16 protein-coding genes are annotated in these 24,041 nt (G+C 59.2%); 4 read left to right on the top strand and 12 right to left on the bottom strand.

What is annotated here, in order from left to right; translation table 11 throughout:
- Window positions 1-59: 59 nt before the first annotated feature.
- Genes R2A130_RS13950 through fdhF form a run of 3 tightly spaced genes read left to right on the top strand, consistent with a single transcriptional unit; the run spans window position 60 to window position 5,126 of the window.
- Window positions 60-1,772, top strand: a complete 1,713-nt coding sequence (locus R2A130_RS13950; protein WP_009758439.1) for an NAD(P)H-dependent oxidoreductase subunit E — start codon at window positions 60-62, stop codon at window positions 1,770-1,772.
- A complete protein-coding gene (locus R2A130_RS13945) occupies window positions 1,772-2,329 on the top strand; it encodes a Spy/CpxP family protein refolding chaperone (RefSeq protein ID WP_009758438.1) in 558 nt (185 codons plus the stop codon). The genes R2A130_RS13950 and R2A130_RS13945 overlap by 1 nt, the downstream gene beginning before the upstream one ends.
- A gap of 1 nt (window position 2,330) precedes the next feature.
- On the top strand, window positions 2,331-5,126 hold the full coding sequence (gene fdhF, locus R2A130_RS13940) for a formate dehydrogenase subunit alpha (RefSeq protein ID WP_009758437.1): 2,796 nt from the start codon (window positions 2,331-2,333) through the stop codon (window positions 5,124-5,126).
- Window positions 5,127-5,132: 6 nt separating this feature from the next.
- On the opposite strand, the gene R2A130_RS13935 is transcribed toward fdhF, so the two are convergent.
- The gene (locus R2A130_RS13935) at window positions 5,133-6,116 is read right to left on the bottom strand and encodes an NAD(P)H-quinone oxidoreductase (protein WP_040306087.1); all 984 of its coding nucleotides are present in this window, start codon (window positions 6,114-6,116) and stop codon (window positions 5,133-5,135) included.
- A gap of 131 nt (window positions 6,117-6,247) precedes the next feature.
- On the opposite strand from R2A130_RS13935, the gene frc reads away from it, so the two are divergent.
- Window positions 6,248-7,513: a formyl-CoA transferase gene (frc, locus tag R2A130_RS13930; protein ID WP_040306084.1), complete on the top strand. Its 1,266-nt coding sequence runs from the start codon at window positions 6,248-6,250 to the stop codon at window positions 7,511-7,513.
- Window positions 7,514-7,686: 173 nt separating this feature from the next.
- Here the strand turns inward: frc and R2A130_RS13925 are convergent, their stop codons facing one another.
- The 11 genes from R2A130_RS13925 to R2A130_RS13870 all read right to left on the bottom strand — a co-directional run bounded on the left by R2A130_RS13925 (window position 7,687) and on the right by R2A130_RS13870 (window position 24,028).
- A complete protein-coding gene (locus R2A130_RS13925; protein ID WP_009758434.1) occupies window positions 7,687-9,015 on the bottom strand; it encodes an MmgE/PrpD family protein in 1,329 nt (442 codons plus the stop codon).
- Window positions 9,016-9,687, bottom strand: coding sequence for a hypothetical protein (locus R2A130_RS13920; protein ID WP_009758433.1), 672 nt, complete (start codon window positions 9,685-9,687; stop codon window positions 9,016-9,018).
- Window positions 9,688-9,743: 56 nt separating this feature from the next.
- Window positions 9,744-13,109: a dipeptide ABC transporter ATP-binding protein gene (locus R2A130_RS19150; protein ID WP_009758432.1), complete on the bottom strand. Its 3,366-nt coding sequence runs from the start codon at window positions 13,107-13,109 to the stop codon at window positions 9,744-9,746.
- A 4-nt stretch (window positions 13,110-13,113) separates the two neighbouring features.
- Window positions 13,114-14,310 carry an ABC transporter permease gene (locus R2A130_RS13910; RefSeq protein ID WP_009758431.1) on the bottom strand — a complete coding sequence of 399 codons (1,197 nt, stop codon included), beginning with the start codon at window positions 14,308-14,310 and terminating at the stop codon, window positions 13,114-13,116.
- 13 nt (window positions 14,311-14,323) lie between these two features.
- Window positions 14,324-15,382, bottom strand: coding sequence for an ABC transporter permease (locus R2A130_RS13905; protein WP_009758430.1), 1,059 nt, complete (start codon window positions 15,380-15,382; stop codon window positions 14,324-14,326).
- Window positions 15,383-16,319: 937 nt separating this feature from the next.
- Complete coding sequence (locus R2A130_RS13900) at window positions 16,320-17,909, bottom strand: autotransporter domain-containing protein (protein WP_009758428.1); 1,590 nt, start codon at window positions 17,907-17,909, stop codon at window positions 16,320-16,322.
- Window positions 17,910-18,228: 319 nt separating this feature from the next.
- A complete protein-coding gene (locus tag R2A130_RS13890) occupies window positions 18,229-19,917 on the bottom strand; it encodes an ABC transporter substrate-binding protein (protein WP_009758427.1) in 1,689 nt (562 codons plus the stop codon).
- A 220-nt stretch (window positions 19,918-20,137) separates the two neighbouring features.
- Window positions 20,138-21,082, bottom strand: a complete 945-nt coding sequence (locus tag R2A130_RS13885) for a hypothetical protein (RefSeq protein ID WP_009758425.1) — start codon at window positions 21,080-21,082, stop codon at window positions 20,138-20,140.
- Window positions 21,083-21,101: 19 nt separating this feature from the next.
- Entirely contained in the window at window positions 21,102-22,415 is a 1,314-nt protein-coding gene (locus tag R2A130_RS13880; protein ID WP_009758424.1) for a TRAP transporter large permease, read from the bottom strand.
- Window positions 22,416-22,418: 3 nt separating this feature from the next.
- A complete protein-coding gene (locus R2A130_RS13875) occupies window positions 22,419-22,973 on the bottom strand; it encodes a TRAP transporter small permease (protein WP_009758423.1) in 555 nt (184 codons plus the stop codon).
- A gap of 71 nt (window positions 22,974-23,044) precedes the next feature.
- Entirely contained in the window at window positions 23,045-24,028 is a 984-nt protein-coding gene (locus R2A130_RS13870) for a TRAP transporter substrate-binding protein (RefSeq protein WP_009758422.1), read from the bottom strand.
- Between the last annotated feature and the right edge of the window lie 13 nt (window positions 24,029-24,041).

Below are 24,041 nucleotides of genomic sequence, written 5' to 3'. Positions count from 1 at the left end.
TCACCAAATCTCAGCACATGCATTTGCGGCCCCGCACAGGTCGCGCCGGAGGGAACCCCATGCTCGACCGCCCCGATCAAGGTAGATCCAAACGCCGCAATCCGGCGCTGCCGAAAGGCCGCCAGTTGGACGATGGTGCATTGGCCAATGTTCGCGCGCTGCTGGGCGACCGTAAAATCCAACGCGACCATCTGATCGAATATCTGCACCTCATTCAGGATGAGTATAAATGCCTGTCCGCAGCCCACATCCGTGCGCTGGCCGAAGAGATGCGTCTATCGCAGGTGGAAGTCTATGAGGTCGCCTCTTTCTACGATCATTTCGATGTGGTGAAGGAGGGTGAGCCCGAGCCCGCGCCGCTCACCATTCGAGTGTGCGATTCCATCACCTGTATGATGATGGGCGCTGAAGCGCTTCATGCTGGTCTCGAAACCGGTATCGACCGCAACGCCGTTCGTGTGGTCCACGCCCCGTGCATGGGCGCATGCGATGTCGCTCCCGCCGCCCGTATCGGTGACCGTGAGGTTGGCAACGCCACAGTCGATGGATTACTTGCGATGGTCGAAAGCGGTGAGATCGGCGTCCTCACACCCGACTATAAAGACCTCGCCGCCTACCGCGCTGAAGGTGGCTACGGGCAATATGAAAAGCTGCGCGATGGTGGCACGAATGCTGACGCTGTGATCGAAACCCTGTCCGACGCATCACTGCGCGGCATGGGCGGTGCGGGTTTTCCCACCGGCAAAAAATGGGGTTTCGTGCGCGGCTATGAAGGCCCGCGCCTGATGACCATCAACGCGGATGAAGGCGAACCCGGCACGTTCAAGGACCGTTTCTACATGGAGCGGAATCCCCACGCGATGTTCGAGGGCGCGCTCATCGGTGCACACTGCGTCGAGGCCGAGCGCATCTATCTCTACATGCGCGACGAATATCCCGCCGCGATCAAAGTCATGGCCGAGTGCATCGCCGACATCGAAGCGGCTGGCTTGGCCCCCCCCGGTTTCATCGAAATGCGGCGCGGTGCGGGTGCGTATATTTGCGGCGAAGAGAGCGCGATGCTGGAAAGCATCGAAGGCAAACGCGGCCTGCCGCGCCATCGCCCACCTTACATCGCCGAAGCGGGCCTGTTCGGTCGCCCGACGCTGAACAACAATGTCGAGACGCTGTATTGGGTGCCGGAAATTCTGGCGAACGGCGTCGAATGGTTTACTAGCCAGGGCAAGCCCGACCATCCCGGCATGCGCAGCTATTCCGTCTCCGGTCGCGTTGCGAACCCCGGCGTGGTGAAAGCGCCTGCCGGTTCCACGGTCAACGAATTGATCGAGATGTGCGGCGGCATGGCTGCCAAAGAAGATGGGTCAGTCCAGACCTTCAAAGCCTACCTGCCGGGTGGGGCGTCCGGCGGAATTCTGCCAGCAGATAAGGGCGATGTGCCACTGGATTTCGGTGGTGAACTCGCCACGCTTGGTGCCTTTGTCGGCTCGCATGCGGTTGTCGTGTTTTCAGACGCGGACTCCATGAAAGATGCAACGCTCAATCTCATTGACTTCTTCACCCACGAGTCCTGTGGCCAATGCACACCATGCCGTGGCGGAACCGAAAAAATGGGCAAGCTGTTGCGCGCTTCGTCAAATGGGGGTGATGCGTTGGACGAGACCGCAATCCGCGATCTCGAAGACGTCATGCGCGACGCTTCCATCTGCGGCCTCGGCCAAGCTGCACCCAACCCTGTGAACCACTTGCTCACCCATTTCCGGAAGGATTTGTGATGAAGATCGCGATCGCACTGACTGCCGCTGTCTGTCTTGCCATCGGCGGGGCCGCTGGTTTCTACGGACCCGAAATTTTGCGCCATGCAGCCAAGTCCTCCGCTCCCTATGCGGGGCAACAGGAGCGGGCGGTGACGAGCCTGTCGTCCAAGGACATAGAGCAGCTTCGCGCCGGTGCGGGTTGGGGGCTTGCGAAACCTGCGGAGTTTAACGGTTATCCCGGACCCGCCCACATCATCGAATTTGCCGACAAGCTGGACCTGACTACAAGTCAGCGGCAGAGCATCGATGCCGCCTTTGCCGCCATGCAAGTGCGCGCCAAGCAGTTGGGTGCTGCGTTAATTGATGCAGAACTGGCATTGGATACGGCATTTCGCGAGAACACCATCGACCGTGCTTCGCTGGACGATCTGCTCTCCCGCACCGAACAGGTTCGCGCGCAACTCAGGTCTGTCCATCTGGCGACCCATTTGGAGGTAACGCCTGTGTTGAACGAGACACAGAAGGCCCGCTACGCGCAGTTGCGTGGCTATGCCGGTGGACATGGAGGCCATTGAGATGACCGATCAGATCACTTTCAATCTCGACGGCGTTGACGTCACAGCTTCTCCTAATGAGTCCATCTGGACCGTCGCCAAGCGGGAAGGCACGCGGATTCCGCATCTTTGCCATCTCGACCAGCCCGGCTATCGCGCTGATGGCAACTGCCGTGCCTGCATGGTGGAAATCGAGGGCGAGCGGGTGCTGGCTGCATCGTGCAAGCGCAAGGTCTCAGACGGCATGGTCGTGAAGACCGACACGGAACGCGCTGATAAGTCCCGCCGTATGGTGTTCGAATTGTTGCTGGCCGACATGCCGGAGCAAGCGGTGGACGCGAAGTCTTCGTTCCACGATTGGCTGGGCGAGTTCTCCATCGAAGGCGGTCGTTTGCCGTCGAAACATGCCGACAATGGCGCGGCAATCACCCTGTCGCCTCTGCACGACGCCTCCAACCCCGCCATCGCGGTGAACATGGACGCTTGCATCGCGTGCAACTTGTGCGTGCGCGCCTGCCGCGAAGTCCAGGTGAACGACGTGTTGGGCATGGCCGACCGTGGCCACCACTCTGTGCCGGTGTTCGATATTCACGACCCGATGGGCGTTTCCACCTGTGTGACATGTGGTGAATGCGTCCAAGCCTGCCCAACCGGCGCGCTGTTTGAAAAGACGTTGATGGATGCCGACAACCGCACCCGCGTCATCGAAGACTTCGACGCTAAGACGGATAGCGTTTGCCCGTTCTGCGGTGTTGGCTGCCAGACAACCGTTTATACTAAGGACGAGAAAATCGTGCTGGTCGATGGTCGCGATGGCCCCGCCAACGAGAACCGTCTCTGCGTGAAGGGTCGCTTCGGCTACGACTACGCCATGTCGAAAGAACGCCTTACGACGCCTCTCATCCGCCGCGACGATGCGCCAAAGGCTGGCGACATCGACATGCGGTTCATGGAGGTCTCCGACATTTTCCGCGAAGCGACATGGGAAGAAGCGCTTACGCTTGCGGCTTCCGGCCTGACGAAAATTCGTGACGAACGCGGCGGCGGTGCGCTGGCTGGGTTCGGCTCGGCCAAGGGCTCGAACGAAGAGGCCTATCTCTTCCAGAAATTTATCCGTCAGGGTTTTGGCACCAATAATGTCGATCACTGCACCCGGCTGTGCCACGCATCCTCCGTTTCCGCGCTGCTGGAAGGCGTGGGCTCCGGCGCGGTGTCCGCTCCGTTCATGGATGCGGGTAAGGCCGATTGCGTCATTGTCATCGGCGCGCGCCCCGCGACCAACCATCCTGTCGCCGCGACCTATTTCAAGCGTGCTGTGAAAGACGGTACGAAGCTCGTGGTCATGGACCCGCGCGGGCAGGATTTGATGCGCCATGCAGAACATTCGCTGCGCTTCAAACCCGGCACCGATGTCGCCATGTTGAACGCGATGATCCACACGATCATCGACGAAGAACTCTACGACGAGCAATATATTCAGGCGAACGCGGATGGTTTCGAGGCTTTGCGCGAGAAGGTGAAAGACTTTTCACCAGAAGAAATGTCGGATGTCTGCGGTATCGATGCTGATACGCTGCGCGCCGTCGCCCGCCTCTATGCCACGTCGGAACGCTCCATGATCTTCTGGGGTATGGGTATTTCCCAGCACACCCACGGTACCGACAATTCCCGTTGCCTCATCGCGCTGGCGCTCATCACCGGTCATGTCGGTCGCGCGGGCACCGGTCTTCACCCGCTGCGTGGGCAGAACAACGTGCAGGGTGCGTCCGACGCCGGTCTCATCCCCATGTTCTTCCCCGATTATCGGTCGGTTGAAAACGGTGACATTCGCGGCGGCATGGAAGATTTCTGGGGCCGTGCGCTCGATCCGAAGAAGGGCCTCACGGTGGTAGAGATCGTTGATGCGATCCACGCGGACGAAATTTCCGGCATGTATATCATGGGCGAAAACCCGGCCATGTCCGATCCCGACCAGCACCACGCCCGTGGTGCGTTGGCGAAACTCGACCATCTGGTTGTGCAGGATATCTTCCTGACCGAGACCTGCTGGCATGCTGATGTCGTGCTGCCCGCTTCGGCGCATGCGGAAAAGCTCGGCACATTTTCCAACACCAACCGCCAGGTGCAGATCGGTCGTCCCGCGCTTCCGTTGCCGGGCGATGCACGGCTCGATCTCGATATTCTCATCGATCTTGCCAACCGTTGCGGTCTCGATTGGACTTACGAAAACGGTGCGCCGGACGTCTACGAAGAGATGCGGCAGGTTATGAAATCGCTCGACTACATTCCGTGGGAGCGGCTCGAAGCGAACGAGAGCGTCACCTACCCGTCGCTTCCCGATGGCACGCAAAAATGGGTCGTTTTCGACCAAGGCTTCCCGACGGAAGACGGTCGTGGTCGCATCGTGCCTGCTGATTTGCGCGCGCCTGACGAGGTTCCGGACGCCGACTTCCCCATGGTGCTGACCACCGGTCGCGTGTTGGAACATTGGCACACCGGCGCCATGACGCGCCGCGCCAACGTGCTGGATGATATCGAGCCGGAAGGCTTTGCTGCCATGAACCCGCGCCAGATCGACAAATTGGGCATGGAAGCGGGCGATATGATCACCGTTTCCACCCGTCGCGGCACCATCGAAGCGCTGCTGCGGGCCGACCGCGAAGTGGCCGACGGGATGATCTTCATCCCCTTCTGCTTCAACGAAGCCCCCGCCAACGCGCTGACCAACCCGATGTTGGACCCGTATGGAAAAATCCCCGAGTTCAAATTCTGTGCTGCGAAAGTGGAGCGGGCAGTGATGCGCGAGGCTGCGGAGTAGCTTCGCCTACATCGTGAGAATGATCTTCCCGCGATGTTCGCCTGCTTCCATCATCTCGTGAGCGCGTTGTGCTTGCCTCATTGGCACTGTCGCGAATGTGTTGGTTTTCATCATGTCCTTGGCGAACCACGGCCAGACGAAACGCTCCAGCTCCGACGCCATCTTCGCTTTGAATTCCGGCGGGCGGGGGCGCAGCGTCGAGCCGGTGATGGTGAGGCGTTTCAGCATGACGGGCATCAGGTTCACCTCGACTTTCGACCCGGCATTGAAGGCCAGTTGCACTATGCGCCCGTCCGGCGCTGAGGCTGCTATATTGCGCGCCACGTAGCCGCCGCCGCGAATGTCCAAAATCAGGTTCGCGCCGCCATCGGCCTTTACGATCTCGACGAAGTCTTCTTCGAGGTAGTCGATGGCCCGGGTTGCACCAAGGCTTTCGCAAAATGCTTTGTCGGCTGCCGAGCATGTGGTGAAGATGCGCATGCCAACCGCCGCGCCGAGCTGGATTGCGGTCGACCCGATGCCGCCTGCGCCGCCGTGGACGAGGAACAATAGCCCTTTGTCGGCAGCGTGGTTGGTGAAGAAATTGCTCCACACCGTGAACAGCGTTTCGCACAGGCCCGCCGCGTCGACTGGATCAACACCCTGCGGGATCGGCAGACATTGGTCGGCAGCGATGGTCACATACTCCGCATAACCACCGCCGTTGGTGAGCGCACAAATCTTGTCGCCAACCTTCCAGCGTTCCACGCCGTCGCCTAGCGCCACCACTTCACCGGAGACTTCCAGGCCCAGCAGATCGGACGCGCCTTTGGGCGGTGGGTAGTGGCCACGCCGTTGCACGATATCGGGGCCGTTCACACCGGCAGCGATCACCTTTACCAGCACTTCGCCAGCGGCTGGTGTCGGCAATTGGCGTTCGCCCGCTTCCAGCATTTCCGGTCCGCCGTGTTCGCGAATTTCAATCGTCTTCATCGTGTCGGGCAGGGGCATGGCGGGGTCTCGTGCGTGGAATTTCATCTGCGGTTACGGGATTGTGGCAACGCGTTCAAGGAAGCCGCTTGCCTTTCATAGCATCTCACGGTTCAAAAGGGTTCGTTTCGACACCGCAGAAAGTTCGCGCCATGAAGGCTCTCGAAGGCATTCGTATTCTCGATTTCACCCACGTCCAATCCGGGCCCACATGCACGCAGTTGCTGGCATGGTTCGGCGCTGACGTCATCAAGGTGGAGCGGCCCGGTGTGGGCGATGCCACGCGCAAGCAATTGCAAGACGTGCCTGACGCGGACTCGCTCTATTTCACGATGTTGAACCACAACAAGCGGTCCATCGAACTGAACTCGAAGAACGAGACGGGCAAGGAAGTTTTGACGCGGCTTGTCGAGGAATGCGACGTGCTGGTGGAGAATTTCGCCCCCGGTGCGCTGGACCGTATGGGCTTTGGCTGGGAACGGCTGAACGAGATCAATCCGCGCCTCATCATGGCGTCGATAAAAGGTTTTGGCCCCGGCAAATACGAAGACTGCAAAGTTTATGAGAACGTCGCGCAATGCGCTGGCGGTTCGGCTTCCACCACCGGTTTTCGTGACGGTCCACCGTTGGTGACGGCGGCGCAGATCGGTGATTCCGGTACTGGCCTCCATCTGGCACTGGGCATCGTGACCGCGCTTTTCCAGCGTGAGAAATCCGGTCGTGGCCAGAAAGTCGATGTTGCCATGCAGGATGGTGTGCTGAACCTGACCCGTGTGAAACTGCGCGACCAGCAACGCTTGGACCGTCACGGCGATCTGCCGGAATACAGTCAGGCCGGTGCCGGCATTCCTTTCGGCGAAGCCACGCCACGCGCGGGCAATGATTCCGGTGGCGGCCAACCGGGGCGCATTCTCAAATGCAAAGGTTGGGAAACCGACCCGAACGCCTATACCTATTTCATTACGCAGGCCGCCGCTTGGGAGGGCGTCTGCGAAGCCATCGGCAAGCCGGAATGGAAGACAGACCCGGCCTATGCCAAGCCACCGGCGCGTCTCGACAAGCTGGACCATATCTTCGAGACCATCGAAGAATGGACCAAGACGAAGACGAAATTCGAGGTCATGGACATCTGCAATCCGCTGAACATTCCCGTTGGTCCGATCCTTTCGATGAAAGAAATCGCCGAAGATGAGGGCCTCTACGCCACCGGTACGATGGTGAAGGTGCCTCACCCCGAACGCGGTGAATATCTTTCCGTCGGTTGCCCGATCAAGATGTCCGACAGTGACGTTGAGGTGGAACGCTCACCACTGTTGGGCGAACATACAAACGATATTCTGACGGATGTTCTAGGGTATTCAGGCGATGATCTGGAACGCGTGAAAGCGTCCGGTGCGGTGGGCGAAGCGAAGGATTAGTCTTTCTCTAAAACTTCATTGTCATCCCCGTGCAGGTGGGGGCACTTTTCAAACGGATGATGCGTGTGTTTTATTCCGTCACCTTTCGACCGCCACTCTAACATTTAAGTCGAGCCTGCGGATAAGTGGGTCCCCGCCTGCGCGGGGATGACAGTGGAAGGTTTCGCAGTTGGCTACGATTGAATGAGCGCCGCAATCAGCGGCTCGACAGTCGTCGCGCTTTCAGTTTCCCAGACTGTGCGTAGCGTGCTGTTCGCCTCCGCTTCCCCAAGCACCGGCGTCGTGAAATCTACGAATTTCTGCCTCAACACATCATCGTTCACGGGGTTTTCAGGATCGCCGATGGCCTCCATCACCGGCGACACCAATTCCCGTCCATCCTTCAACCGCAAGGTGGCGCGGGCGTAGCGTTTCATGGGGAAGGCGGTGTTGAATTCATCCGTCTCGCCGATTGTGATACCGTTGCGAAGTGCGGCCATGTTTCCGTTGTTCAGCGCGCTATCGCTTAGATGTTCTGCCGTGAATCCATCATGAGCGAGCGCGACGCCGACTGCATATGGCAGGGAATATTGCGCTTCGTCCGATGTTGCAGGGTGGTGCGTGGCCAAACGGGCTGCTTCGTGAAACGTGTCGATACCGGTGGCTTCCACGTCGCTTGCGCCAAACCCATGCTCCTGTTTTAGAGCGAATATCGCCTCCACCGGCGGTTGCGCCCAGCGGCAACAGGGGTAGAGTTTGATGTAGTGCTCTTCCATGCACCAGCGGCTGCCCAAATCATTCCAGAAATGTTCGGCGCGGTCCTCCTCCATGGTGATGGCGGGTGCGCCGGTGAAGCCGCCGCGGGCGAGATAGGCGGCTGAAATTCCTGCCATCGCGCCCCAGCCTGAACCGTCTTTCAACATCGTGGGATGATCGATGCAGCGCATCATCTGGCTGCGGGGACCGTGATATTCCGCGATACCGAGCGCGTGGCGGGTCTGTTCCGCGTTCAGTTTCAAATAGCGCGCGCCGATGGCGGCGGCGGCCAGCGCGATCCATGCGCCGGAGGTGTGGTAGTCGGAGACCGTGGCGTGCAGCGCGGTGCCAGCGCGGGTGCCGATTTCGTAGCCCATCACCATGGACGCCAGAAATTCTTCAGTGTCGAGCTGCCCGGTTGCCTGCGCCATGGCGACCAGCGCTGGCAACACGCCGCACCCAACATGGCCCTTGGTTGGTTTGTTGCCGTCATGGGCGTCGATGGAATCTATCGTCATGCCATTGGCGAGCGCGGCACCTGCAGGCGAAACGATGCGCCCATCGCGCCAGAGTGATGCGCCTTCACGATCACCCGCGCCGAACTGTGAAGCGGCATGATCGCAGATGATTTTCGCGGTGGGCGTAACAGTCGCCGAAATCGCTACGCCGACCGTATCCAACAACGAACGCCGTGCAGCGTGTTGGGCGGACACCGGTATATCACGCCATTGGAGGCCGTGGATGAAGTCGACCGGAACGGCCATCATTCACTCGGTGATCTGGTCGTAGGCCAATGCAGCGACGATATGCACACGCCGCGTTTCACCACCGTTCAGCGCGGTGTGGTAGCCGCGGGTGTCTGTGAAATAGACCGAACCATCGGCGGGCAGGTGGGTGACGTGGTGGTTCACCACGAAGAGCGAACCGGGGTTAGTGACCACCGGAATGTGCAGTCGCGGTTCGGGATCGCGGTGCCATGAATTGCAGTTGTACAGGCCCTTGGACAGCACGCGGACACGCCCGATGGGAAAGCGTTTGGCGAGTTCTGCATGCACGTGTTCGAAATAGGTACCAACGAACAGCGGGTTGAAGGTGTTGAACTGCGCTTCGGCGACAAGGTCTTCGCGGCGTGCTTCTTCGTAGCTGTCGGCCTCGCGCAGCCAGTAGCGGCCGGAGAGATCGTTGGACGTCCATTCTGTCTGTCCGGGGCGCTGGGTCAGGGGTAGGGCGGCGAAGCCCTGGTCCTGTTGCTCACCTTGAAATTCCGAGCGATTGAGGCACTCGTCCAACGCGGCTTGAAGCTCACCGATGTTGAACTTCATTTCCAGCCGCTCGATACCGGGGCCGGGTTTGAAGCCCGCTACAGATTGTGTGTCCGGCCGTGAGGCCATCCAGCGTTCGACAGCATCGACATCCGTATCGCGAATCCGGGTTTCCATATCATCAGCCTCCCAACTTGTTCGGGTGGGAGGCTGTCAGAAACTTCAGCGTTTGCCTAGCGCGGTTCTTTTCCAAACACTCGGACATATTCATCGCGCCCACCCTTGGCCAAGGCCTTGGCCTGTTTGACCCAGTCTTCGCGTTCGATGCGGCCACGGAAGCTGAGGTGGTTATCCACCCAATCGCGTTCCGCCTTCTTCCACTTCGACACCTGCTCGAACGTATAGACACCCAAACCGTTGAGGGTGGTTGCGAGCTTTGGACCGACGCCTGCAATCATCGTCAGGTCGTCCGGCTTGGTGGGCTTGGCCATACGTTCCGGTGCGCCGGTGGACGTTTTTCTTGGTGTATTGGATACCGCCCGCGGCGTTCTGGTTGTCTTGGTTGCGGTCGCTCTTACAGTTTTGCTCGCAGCAGTTTTCGGCTTGGCCGGGGCACGGCTGGCAGCCGCGCTGAGCAATGCCGCCCGCATAGCTGCGGTGCCGCCGGTAACCTTCGCTTTGGTTTTCGCGGGTGCCTTTGAAGTCGTTTCGGCTTTAGCTTTCGCGGGCGCTTTGGCCGCAACTTTAGCAGGAGCCTTTGCTGTGGCTGCTGCTGGAGCCTTGGCTTTTACTGGTGTCTTCGCGGTTGCTTTTGTCGTGACTTTGGCAGTGGCTTTGGCCTGTGTCTTCGGTTTGGATGCAGGTGTTTTCGCTTTTGGCGCTACCTTTGTCTTAGCAGGCGTTTTCGTCGCGGGTTTTGCGCTGGCGACGGGGGCAGTGGCGCCTTTGGCCGGTGCTTTCGTGGTCGCGCGTTTGGGTGCCACTTTTGTTTTGGCCGGTGCTTTTGTGGTGACCGTTTTCGCCTTGGTGGCAGCCTTGGCCTTCGGCTTTGCTACGGCCTTCGCCACTTTGGCGACGCCGACTGCGGCAACCGCTGCGACGGCGGCGCTGGCTGCAACTTTGTCCCCTTTGGAAAGTCCGATTTTTTTCGGCATTCTAGGTTTCGGCTTGCGTGGGCTTTTGGGTTTTGGCGTGTCGCCTACATCGGATGCTGCACGGTTCTGTGAAGAGCGGTCGCGGGGTGAACCATCGTCGTTCAACGCGATATCGGAACCTTGCGCCGGGGCGCTGGCTTCTGCGGCGCGGCGTATGCCGATTTCGGAACCGGACAATTGGCCGTCTGGCAGATGCGCGGATGCTTCGCCGCTATCGGCTTGTCCGCGGGACAGCACGGCCCCGCCGAGTGCAGCGCTGGCTGCGGTGACCGTGTTTCGGTCATCGTCGGAAGTCGAGCCGATCTGGCCGTCTTCCACCAGGCCTTGCGTTACAACGGTGCGCGTCTTCGTGGCTTTGGTGCCGCCCAACACGATGACAGGTTCCATGATGGAAAGGTCTGCGTCGGACAGGTGGCATTTCACCTGATGACCCGCGCCGAGGTCGCGCACCGGCGGGACGGTGGTTTCACACAGATCGCCGGGCACCTGCGCTTTGCGTGGGCAGCGTGTTTGGAACGGGCAACCGGAAGGCGGGTTGAGGGCGGAGGGAATGTCACCGTCCAGCACGATGTGCTTCTTCTCAACGCTGGTATCGGCGATAGGAATCGCGGAGAGGAGCGCCTCGGTATAGGGGTGGTAAGGCGGCGCGAAAATGTCGTCGGTCGTGCCTTGCTCGACGATATGGCCGAGATACATCACCACCACACGGTCGGCGATGTAGCGCACGACGGAGAGGTCGTGGCTGATGAACAGCATCGTGGTTTTGGCTTCGCGCTGGATCTCCATGAGGAGTTCCGTGACAGCGGCCTGCACCGAAACGTCGAGTGCGGAAACGGGCTCGTCGGCCACCACCACTTTGGGTTCACCTGCAAATGCACGGGCTACGCCGATGCGTTGCTTCTGCCCGCCGGACAGCTGGCGTGGCATGCGGTCGGCGAAGGCGCGGGGCAGTTTCACCAAGTCGAGCAGTTTCAGCATCCGGTCCTGCCGGTCGGCGCCGGGAGTGCCGATGTCGAATTTTTCCAACGTGCGGATGATCTGGCTGCCGACGCTGTGGCTTGGGTTCAGCGTGTCGAAGGGGTTCTGGAACACCATCTGCAACGAGGCTACGGAGTTAGGGCCACGGTCGTTCACTTCGGTGTTGGCGATCTCTTTTCCATCCAACATGACGGAGCCGGAGGTCGCTGTTTCCAGACCCAGCAGCACTTTTGCGAGCGTGGATTTTCCGCAACCGGATTCTCCCACGATGGCGACGGTTTCCGCCTCACGGGCTTGGAACGTGATCGTCTCGTTGGCCTTCACCGTGCGGGTGTCGCCGCCGCCGAACATCTTGTTGGCGGCCACGTCGTAGTATTTTTTCAGATCGCGGATATCCAAAACCACGCGGCCCGGTTCCACCGGATCGGTGACGACCTTGCGTTCGGCTTCCTTGTCCCAGTCGATCTGCTCGATGCGTTCACATCGCGAGCGGTGGTCCGGCTCACCGGGAACGGATTGCATTTTGACAGGATGGGCGTTGCATAGGTCTTCGATGTAATGCTCGCAGCGCGGGCCGAAATTACAGCCGTGGGGCCGCGCCATTGGCAGCGGCAGTTGGCCTGGAATAGACAGCAACGGCTTGGCGTTCTTGTCGGCCCCGGGAAGGGGAATCGAGTTAAACAGACCCTGCGTATAGGGGTGCCGCATGCGGTCGAAGACCTCGTGCACGCTGCCGGTTTCCACCGCTTCGCCGGAATACATGACCGTAATGCGATCGCAGGTTTCCAGAATGAGACCGAGATTGTGGCTGATGAACAGCATGGATGTGCCGGTGGTGCGGCCCAATTCTTTCACCAGTTCCACGATGCCTGCTTCCACCGTCACGTCGAGCGCGGTGGTGGGTTCGTCCAGCAGCAGCAGGTCGGGTTTCGACATCAGCGCCATGGCGATGACGATGCGCTGTTGCTGGCCGCCGGAAATCTGGTGCGGATAGGCGTCCATCACGCGGGCTGGGTCCGGCAGTTTTACCTTGTGGACCATTTCTAGCGCGCGGTCGTAGGCTTCCTGTTCCGACACGTCCTCGTGAATCAGCGGCACTTCCATCAACTGGCGGCCGATTTTCATTGCCGGGTTCAGGGATGCCATCGGCTCCTGATAGATCATGGCGATTTTCGAGCCGCGAATATCACGCAGCTCGTCATCGCTCATCTCGCCCATGTCGCGGCCTTTGAACTTGATCTTGCCGCCGACGATTTTACCGCGATTGCCCATGTCGCGCATGATGCCCAGCGCAACGGTGGATTTACCGCAACCGGATTCCCCCACCAGACCCATGGTTTCGCCCGGCATGACCTTGCAGGAAAAATCCATGACGGCAGGAATTTCACCGGCGCGCACGAAGAACGAAATGTTGAGGTCTTCGATCTCTAGGACGGGTTGTTGGTCGTCTCTATTTGAAGTGCTCATCTCATCAATCCTTCAGCGATTCTTCGCGCAGGCCATCGGCCAGCAGGTTCAACCCGAGCACCAGCGACATGAGCGCCAGCGCGGGGGGAAGCGCGAGATGGGGATAGAGCGAGAGCAGTTTGCGGCCCTCGTTGATGGTCATACCCCAGTCGGGGCTTTCCGGCGAAACGCCGAGACCAAAGAAGCCGAGCGTGCCCAGCAGGATTGTGGTGTAACCAATCCGCAGGCAGAAATCGACGATCAGCGGCCCGCGGGCGTTGGGCAGAATTTCCCACAGCATGATGTACCATGGCCGTTCGCCCCGGGTCTGCGCTGCCGCCACATAGTCCCGCGTTTTGATGTCGATGGTTACACCGCGAACGATGCGGAACACCGTTGGTGCGTTGACGAAGACCACCGACACGAAAATGTTCAGCAGATTGGGGTCCATATAAAAGACGCCCAGCGGGTCCGCATTGAACACCAGTCCGATATAGGCCCAGCCCCCGATCAACAGCGTGAGACCGACTGATAGGAACAGCTTGTCCTTGCGGTGGCTGTATTTCGACGTCCACAGCACCAGAAAGAAGACGATGGGGAAGAGGAACAGCACCAGCGCCAGAATGTTCGGCACCGAGGCGATCCACGTTCTGCCGCCCCACAGTTGATAGACCGTGCCGTCGTTGCGGATTTCCGGCGTCACCAGCAGGAAGAACAGCAGGATGACCGGGAAGGCGAGCACGAGGTTGGCGAGGAATGTCAGCACCGTGTCGGTGCGCCCGCCGCGGAAACCCGCTGGCAGGCCCAGTGTGATGCCCACCATGAAGGCGAAAAGCGTGGCGGCAGGCGCGATAATCATCACCTGACGCGAGCCCAGCACGAGGCGGGAGAACACGTCGCGGGCGAGGTTGTCACCGCCCAGCCAGTAGAACTCGCCTTCCAGCCCGCGCACGGGCCAGCCGGGTTTCTTGTTCTTCATGCCCGACACCTGATCGAGCGCGTCATAGGGCGCGATCTGGTCGGCAAAGATGGCGGTCAAAATCCAGAAAAGGACCAGGATCAGACCGAACATACCGATGGGGCTGCCGAAGAGTTTGCCGTAGAGGCCAAGTTTACCACGGAAGATCCATGAGAGGACGAGGATTACCGCAAGGCCGATCCACACGGGGGTGAAGGCGCCCAAAATGGCGGTGGTGATTTCTAAGGTCGTAAGACGTTCCATGTGGCTATCCCCCTCAGCTTACGCGGATGCGTGGATTGAGGAAGACGTAGCCGATGTCTGAGATCAGCTGCGTGATGAGCACGACGAACACGGCCACGACCGATACGGCCATCATGGTTTCGATGTCGTTGTTGCCGACCGCCTGAACCAGCGTCCAGCCGAAGCCCTTGTAGTTGAACAGGGTCTCGATGATGACGACCCCCGTCAGCAGCCACGGTATCTGCAACATGATGACGGTGAAGGGCGCGATGAGCGCGTTCCGCAGCGCATGTTTCAGCACCACGGAATAGAAGCCGAGGCCCTTCAACCGCGCGGTGCGGATGTATTGCTCCTGCATCACTTCGGCCATGGAGGCGCGGGTCATGCGGGCGATGTAGCCCATGCCGTATAGCGCCAGCGCGATCACCGGCAGGGTGAAGTTGGAGAACGTTGCGTTCTCCATGGCGGACGCCGCCGTGCCGTTGAACCATCGCAGCCCCGTCAAGCGGCTGGCGAAGACGACGATGAGAATGACGCCCGACACATATTCGGGCGTCGATGTCGTCAGGATCGAGAATGTCGACAGCGTTCGGTCGGTTTTCGACCCTTCGCGCATTCCTGCGATCACGCCGATCACCAACGCGCTGGGCACCATTACCAGCAACACGAAGAACATCAGCTTGCCGGTCAGCCCCAATTTGTTGAGCACGATGCCGCCCACCGGTTCTTTGAACACGGTGGAGAAGCCCCAGTTGCCCTGCAGCAGGCCGCAATAGCTGGCCGCCTGTTCGGCCTGTTCTGCCGGCACCGGCGTGCGGCCGATGCAGCGGCCTGCGGTGGCGCCTTCATCTGTGGTGCGGGTCCAGCCGGGCATGACGCCCAGCCATTCGCCGTAGCGTTTTACCAGCGGCTGGCGGTAGCCGTTGCGGTCCAGCCAGCTTTCCACCTGCGCGTCCGTCATGCGCTGGTTGCCCTCGCTCTTGGCGAGTTTTTCCAGGTTGGGATCTAGATTGACGAGGAAGAAGACAACAAAAGTGAGGCACAGCGCCGTTAGCAACATCACCCCGCTGCGACGCAAAAGGAAACTCAACATTCAATCACTACCCCCGGGACTGATCGTACCCGGGTGATGCCTGCGGGGCATTCACGCATCGGGCCGTCTGTTCTTATCCGTTGGGACTTACTGTTTCAGGCCGTGGACGTGGTTGCAACAGTGAGCGCGCGTCATCTGGTGACGGTTTGGATAGGTGAGTGAGTGGTTTGGAGCGGTGAGGATTATAGGTGTTTTATACTCCTGTTTTAGTTGATCCTAATGGCTAGCATTCCTTTGTCGCCCTGCTTCGACCTTTGGTCGCGGCCTTTACCCACACACTGCTGTCATCCCCGCGAAGGCGGGGACCCACTCATCTGCAAGACGTGGCGATGGATGAGAAGTGAACGCGGGGCAATATCGACTTTCGCTTTTACCGTCACGTTTCGTTGCGAAGTGGGTCCCCGCCTTCGCGGGGATGACAATGGAGTGTGGGATTTTGGACAAGCGAAAACCTCGACCCGCCTCACGACGTCCGAGCGATAGGCAGGCGGCGAAGAGCCGCCCGGCGCTAGTTGCGCAGCGAAGGCCACTTTTGGCCGACAGCGTGAGCGCAAAGATGAGCCAGCGGGACGAAGAAGTCTGCCGTTAGCCTGTAGTCCTCAGGCGAAAAAGGCATACGCCTTCGCCCCGCTCGATCCTGCTGCGGATGTGTCTCAACACCATTCCCGTCACCTCCCCGAACATGAGAACCCGAAAGGTCCCATCGGCCTTGCCTTCGGCCCGCCATTGCTGACGTTCGACGTCCGGTCCCGAAGCTGTTGTGGCAGCTCTGCCGGTGCGACATAGAGCTCCGCCCGATGCCATACGTTACACGGCCTGCGACGGAAGGATCGCTTCCGCGCAACGATCAGGACGGTCCGGACCGTCGGCTCATGCGCGAAAGAAGGGGCAGTATGAGGTGGTAGCGGAGAGCGGGGATAGGTTTTTCCGCTTGCCCTTAAAACGCGTAGCCGAGGGAGATGCTGCCGGAGAGAGCTTGGCTGTCGTCGCCATCAAGCGCAAAGCGGTATTGGCCTTTTGCACCAACTGACCAGGGGGATGTTCCTTGTGCAACAGAAAAACCAGCAGAGATGATACCGTCTGTTCCGCTTGAATCGAAGCTCTGCCCGACGCCTGCTACGGCGAAATCGACATCGTTGTCGAAGGTGTGAGCCACTTGCGTTTTTACGTCCGCAACGTAGCGCGCACCGTTATCGAAAACGCCGCGATAAATGAAAGCTGTACCGGCTTGTAGCTCCACTTGGGTGTTATTGCTGTAGGACACCGTTGTGCCGCTGCTGTCGGTGAAGTCGTCAATGTCCACATGGACCGCACTCAGTTGAACATGCGGCAGGAGCGACCAACCGTTTGACAAGGCGAACTCTTTGCCCAGTTCACCGGATACCGAGAACGAGTGCATATCAGTTGTACCGGTTGCGCCGGTCGCTGTTTTCACCCGGGCATCGTAGAAAGTTGTCTGAAGTGCCAGATCAGCGACAAGACCCTCGTTTCCGATGTAGGTCATGCTGATGCCAACGCCGGAACCGTCCAGATCGAAACTGCCGCGCTTTGCGCCGGTTGCATCTTCGATATCGTAGTCGCCGGTGGCGTAATGCGCTTGAAGAGATGCAACTATATGGCCAGAGGCAAGGTCTGTCAGCCGACCTGCGACACCTGCCTGAATGAAGCCCATCGTTCCATCAACTTCGCCGAAGCCGGTTGCGGCTGTTAGACCGCTGATGTTGCCGTCTTCTTTCACTGCGCTGCCGCCAACGCGCAGGAACATTCCGCCCGTGCCATTGATGTAAGGGTTTGCGGAGCTGACATCGGTCGTCAGACCATATGTCGAGCCGAAAGTGCCATCATCGCCTGCGGCAGGAGCTGCCAGCGAAGCGAACGAGGCAGAGCGGCGTTCAGCGAGAGAACCCAATATCATTGATGACAAATCGGCTGCTGCGTTAGCGACCGGACCGGCAAGGAATGACTGGTCGCCATCGGCGATCAATTGGAAAAGGAAGATCAACTGCCATTGGTTGAGCTGGCCAAAGTCTGAACCGGCATCATCCACAATTTCCAGACTCCATACGCCAGCAGCTTCTTCGCCGTTAAAGTCAGCAAGCACCTGCGTGTCATCGCTATCGGTTTGATAACTGCCAACTACGACATTGTTTCCTGCGTCACTTACAGCAGCGGTGAAACTAACGGCTGCCTGATCATCAAACGTGTAAACACCAGCCCAGTCTCCGTTGCTGCCGTCATCTCTTGCTAAAGTGACTATCGTTCCGTTGGGTGAAGTAAGCTCGATATCAAGGTCGGCGGAAAAGCTGTGCGTCGCATCGAGTGAGACATTCAGATCGCTGATGATGCCCATGGAGGCGACGTTGATCGTGGTGACAATCGTGCCTGCTGAACCAGACGCCGGTATTCTCAGCGGCGTATCAGCAGATGTGAACGTCTGCGCCGAGGCGTATGACGTCATCGCTGCGGACATTGCGGCAGCGGACACGGCGGTGGCTAGTGTGAAGGCGACGCGTGATATTTTTGACATATTGTCAGAACCCCTGAATCTGATTCATTTAGTCGCCCGAGCGCAACTAGGTGCAATTTCAGATCCGTCACAAGCTGCCGATGTTTCGTTTCATCGGGAAAGATGTGTTTATGAACAAAGCGTTGCTGAATTGCCTCATTACAACCGCATTACAACCGCATTTGGCGACGTCACTACATCCCAGGGTTGTGTTAAATTCTGAACAGGATTTATCGGTAGTCATAATCCATAGAAAAAGGGGCCGCTTGCGCGACCCCTCTCTTTATTTTCAGCAATGTGCTGGCTCCGTTTACGCGGCGCTTGTTTGTGCTGGTTCTGCTTACGCGGCCCAGAACATATCCTGTGGCCAGTACTCGAAGGAGATGTGGTGGGCGGTGCCCATCAGGTTCTTCTTGGAGTGGTTGGTCAGGGTGCGCCAGTACGGCTGGATGGTGACGCCGTCGTCGCGCATCATCGTTTCCAGCTTTTTCATCGTTTCGGTGCGGGCCTTCACGTCAGCCTGTGACAGGGCTGTTGCCAGCGTCTTGTCGAACTCAGGGTTGGCGTAGCCGGCCTCGTTCCATGCTTCACCGGAACGGTAAGCCAGCGCGAGGATCTGCACGCCCAGCGGACGGTGGTTCCAGTTGGTGGAGGAGAACGGGTACTTGACCCAGTCATTCCAGAACGTGGAGCCGGGCAGCACGGTGCGTTTCACCTTGAAACCAGCCTTACGCATCTGGTCGGCCACCGCGTCGGTGGTGTCCTTGCGGTAACCGGCGTCGATGGAGATGAGCTCGTGCTCGAAGTCCATCATGCCCGCTTCTTCCATCAGCTTTGCAGCGGCTTCCGGATCGTGCGGTGCTGGACCGATGTCGGCATATTCGGGGTGCATTGGGCCAACGTGGGTGTTGTTGGCGGCGATGCCGAGACCGGAAATGCCAAGCTCGAGCAGAACGTTGTTGTCGGTGGCAAGCTGGATGGCGCGGCGAACGCGGACATCGGAGTAAGGCTTCTTGCCGTCGATTTCAGCCTGCTGGTTTGGACGCACAACGATGGTCGCGGCGGTGACGATATCGTCCCGCTTCCACTCTTCGAGCTGGTCGAAGATTTCGATGAATTCACCTTCGATGGAATAGGTGGAGTCCACCTCATCGGATTCGGCTGCTGCAACCCATGCTGCGGGCTCCGTGCCGTAGTCGATATATTCCAGACGATCGATGAAGGCACCGTTGTCTTTGTTCCAGTAGCTGTCGATGAAGTCCGTGTTCTTCACCAGCACGCCTTTGACGCCAACTTCCAGTGATTCCGGCAGATATGGGCCGGTACCGATCGGGTTGGACAGAGCGGTTTCTGCGGTGAAGGATTTGTGGACGATCGCTGCCGGATAGTCGGACATGCCCGGGATGAGCGAGATGTCGGCCTGTGGCAGGTTTAGTTTGACGGTCAGCGGATCGACGACTTCGATTGCGCCCGGGATGGCTTTATCGGTGCCGTTGGGGTTGGCGTCGGACTTGGCGTCGATCAGCGTGGCGAAACGGCCAGCCATCGAGTTGCCTTCAACGGTTTTATCGCACCAGCCTTCGATGTTGCGAGCAACGTCTTCAGCGGTGAAGTCTTCGCCGTTGTTCCATTTCACGCCGGGACGAACCTTCAGAGTGTAGGTTTTGGCATCGTCGGAAATTTCCCAGCCTTCGAGCAGGTAAGGTGCGAAGGTGGCGTCGTTGTTGTAACGAACCAGATATTCGAGCCAGCCGCGTGAGAAGTTGGCGATCTGCGACCAGTCATAGGTGCGTGGGTCTTTGAGCGCGCGCACTTCCTGCTGCATGCGAACGGTGCCGCCGGCTTTGGCGTGGGCAGCAGCCTGTGCCGGCGCGTTCATGCCGATCATGGCGTAGGCGGTAACCGTGGTCGCGCCGAAGGCGGAGGCCAAAGCCAGGAATTCGCGGCGGCTTGGTCCGTCAGTCACATCGTCGGCCATCGCCACGATATGTTCTGGCATCGGATTACCGTTGCGTTTGAAAAACTTCATTGATTGTTTCTCCCGTTGACGCCCCATCTTTGCGGAGCGCTCGTTTTGCTTCAGGTCGCGGAAGCGCGCGGCGCAGGATACCCCCCTGCATGTTGGGTGCATGGCGAAGCCGTTTCCGGCTCACGCAACGCAGTTGAATGAGAAGCTAAAGGCGCCCCACAAAGACCGTAACAAGCCAAATGTGGCGTGACAAATGCTGTTTGCGCCATGGGTTAAGGCGTCAACGGCGCGTTTCGACCCGTTTATACAGCGGACCGAGCAGAATCGGCGTCAGATACATGGGTATCTGATAGCAGCCGATGAACAGCAGCATGGGGTCGATGATCGAGGCCGGAAGGGCTGCGATGTAAAGCGCCATGTTGCGGTTGCCCCCGATGACAGCGAATCCAACGGCCTCATGCACTTGCGCCAATTTTTGCCCGACAGACGAGCGCCAGAGCAGCAGCGCCAGCACTTGCAGGCCGAGGCTGGTGGCGGTGGCTATGGCCAATATCTGCAACACGAGAAGTGGCGTGTCGCGGAGCGCAGGGCTGACCGCGCCCATGAGACCCACGACGATGACCACAAGCATGATGGTGGACAGACCGTCCACGGTGGCGAGGTCGCCGTCGTCCGGTTCGCGCATGAAAAGATGACGCAGTGCGAAACCGACCGCTGTCGCCAGCACGATATAGGTGAATAATTTTGCCGACACCCACGCCACCGCGGCGGGTGAGCCGAGTTCCGGCAACAGTGTGAACACCGGAATGCAGGTCAGTGGCAGCATTGCCATGCCGATGACCAACAGGCGCAGTGCAGGCGCTTGGTCATGGCCCGTCAGCAGCACGATGTTGATGTTGGCGGTGGTGGACGCGGCGGATGCCAGAAGCACGATGGCTAGAGGCACAGTGCCGGTCCAGCCGACGGCATCGAAGATGGCGAACAGCGCCAGCGGCACGGCAACCTGATACAGCAGAACCACCAGCCCCAAGCGTCCGCCGCCCCGTGCGGCCAACACGGGTTTCGGCCCCAACCGCATGGCGGCGAGCGCCAACAGTATTAGCACCACTAGGCCGAGCCATGGTTTGATTGCATCGCCCAGAACGGGAAAGGCGATGCCGACGACGAGGCCGAAGGGCAGGGCGATCTTTCCCCTTGCAGCAATGGCCCGCAACACTGTCGTCATGCGTGTTTATGCACCCCGTCTAAGCATTGGGAGTATTCCGCAGCACGTCTGGCAGCCACGTTGCCATCTCGGGAAATGCGATGAGCAAGAATGCCATGAGAACCATGATGAGGAACATGGGCAGGGCTGCTTTCGCGATGTAGCTCATGGGGTGTTTGGTCAGCCCCTGCATGACGAACAGGTTGAAGCCGATGGGCGGGGTGATCTGCGCCATTTCGATGACCACGGTGACGAACACACCGAACCAGATAACGTCGATGCCCGCATCGCGGATCATCGGTTCGACAATGGCCATGGTGAGAACGATGGACGAGATGCCGTCGAGGAAACAGCCCAACACGATGTAGAACACCAGCAACGCCATGAGCAGTTCGAAGCGGGAAAGCTCGAACGTGGCGATAGTGTCGGCCAGCGCCCGGGGCAGGCCTGTGTAACCCATGGCGAGTGACAGGAAGGCGGCACCGGCCAAAATGAGCGCAATCATGGCCGATGTTCGTACAGCCCCCATCAGAGATTCCTTGAAGGCATAAAGCGTCAACGAACCCTGTGCTGCGGCCAACACCAGCGCGCCGATGACACCGAAGGCAGCAGCCTCAGTTGCGGTGGCGATACCGGCATACATGGAGCCGATGACCACCACGATGAGCGCGATGACCGGCAGCAGAAAGCGTGAGTTCCACAGCTTCTGCTTGATGTTCATGCGCTCGTCTTCGATGGGGTTCCACTTCTTGGAAATCAGCGCGTAACCGCCGACATACAGCATGAAGAGACAAGCCAGCACGAGGCCGGGGATGGTGCCCGCGATGAACAGTTCGCGGATCGATTCATTGATGGTGACGCCATAGACGATGAACATCAGCGAGGGCGGGATCATTAGACCCAGCGTGGCCGCACCTGCCAATGTGCCGACGACCAGATGTTCGGGATAATTGCGCTTTCGCAGTTCGGGAATGGACATGCGCCCCACGGTTGTGAGGGTCGCTGCAGACGAGCCGGAGACGGCGGCAAAGACCGTGCAGCCGACGATGTTGGTGTGCACCAAGCCGCCGGGCAAACGGCCAAGCCAGGGCGACAAGCCTTTGAACATATCTTCGCTCAAGCGTGTTCGGAACAGGATCTCGCCCATCCAGATGAACAGCGGCAAGGCGGTTAGCGTCCAAGAAGACGAAGCGCCCCAGATGATGTTGATCATCGCGCCACCGGATGCGCGACCGGCGATCAATTCGATGCCGACAAAGGCAACGCCCATGAGCGACAGACCCACCCAAACGCCGGAGCCGAGCAAGACAAAAAGAAATGTGATGAAGATGATCGATGCGGTGAGCTGGTCCATAAGTTAGTTCCCCCGCTTTGCGTGTATATCGGCAACGGCGGGGGCTGGTTCTTCCAGCCCTCCCTCATTGATCGCGGACTTGCCCGTCAGCAGCAGGGTGATGAAATTGTCGATGAAGGCGATTGCAAAAACCACGGCACCGATGGCCATGGCCATCTGCGGTATCCATAGCGGTGTCGCGTCGAGCCCTTGGCTCACGTCTTTGAATTTATAGGTCTGCCACGTGAACAGGCAGGCGTGGTAGGCGAACCAGATCGCGACGACCATGGAAAAGCCGTAGCACCAGACCTCACCCCAGAAGCGGTGTCGGCCCAACACGGACAGCAGCAGCGACACGCGAATATGCGCCCCGTGTTGCAGCGCATAGGCGAAGCCGAAGAAGGACGCGGTCGCCATGGCGTAGCCCGCATATTGCGCGCCGCCCCTGAAAGCGAAGCCGAAATACCGCGCCGCAACCTGCGTTAAAATGATGGCGACGATAGCCATGATCGCAACAGCCGCAATGGCTCCGCAGGCGGTGTATAAGGCATCGAGTGCGCGACGTATTTTGGGGGGCATGATGAGCGTCCGGCTTTTGGTCAAAAAGAAAAAAGGGCGGAGATTTCTCTCCGCCCCTTTCAGGCTTTTGCTTACTTGTTGAACTCGTCAACGATGGCCTTACCGGCGTCGCCTGCCGAGGCGAGGAACTCTTCGGTCATCGTTGCGCCGATGGCCTGAAGTTCGGTTTTGAGGCCGTCGGACGCTGGTTCGACCGTCATGCCGCCTTTGCGAAGGCCGTCATAGGTGAACTGCGTGTAGTCTTTCGACTTCTGCAGACCTGAGGCTTCTGCGGTCGCGGCGCATTCCGTAAGTGCAGCTTTCTGATCGTCTTTCAACGACGCCATGGCGTCCTTGTTGACGAGGACGGAGTTGCGCGGAAGCCATGCGTCGACTTCGTAGTAGTTGGTGACGCCGGCTTCGAACACCTTGCGGTCGTAGCCGGTGGCACCGGAGGACACCATGGATTCGACAGCGTTGGTCGAGAACGCCTGCTGCACTTCGGCAGCTTCGATCTGCGTTGGCTGCATGCCGGTGAGTTCTGCAAGGCGCGAGGTGGCCGCGTTATAGGCGCGGAATTTCAGGCCTTTCATGTCGGCGACCGAGTTCACTTCTTTTTTGAAGTAGAGACCCTGTGGCGGCCACGGCACGGAATACAGAAGTTCGAGGTTCTGTTCGTCGAGCGCTTTTTCCAGCTCTGCCTTGGCGATGCCGTGCAGTTTTACGCTATCGTCGAATGATGTGGCGAGGAAGGGAACGCTATCGATGCCGAAGACGGGGTTTTCATTGGCGTGGGCCGACAGAAGACGTTCGCCGATTGGGGCCTGACCGGTCTGGATGGCGCGTTTGATTTCGCCGCCCTTGAACAGCGAACCGCCGGGATGGGTGACGATTTCCAGCGCGCCGCCAGATTTTTCGCCAACGCATTTGGCGAATTCTGCCGCGTTTTCGGAATGGAAGTTGGATGCGGAATAGGCCAGCGGCATATCCCATTTCTTGGCGTGGCCATCGGCCAATGCGGCGGTGGCGGTGAAGGCCATCGCGGTGGTCGCGAGCAGTGCGGTGGTGAGTTTCATGGTAGTCTCCCTG

It is taken from the genome of Ahrensia sp. R2A130 (genome assembly GCF_000179775.1).
Taxonomy (GTDB): Bacteria; Pseudomonadota; Alphaproteobacteria; order Rhizobiales; family Rhizobiaceae; genus Pseudahrensia.
Note: the sequence above shows the minus strand (reverse complement) of the source record. Positions and strands in the feature narration are given on the sequence as shown.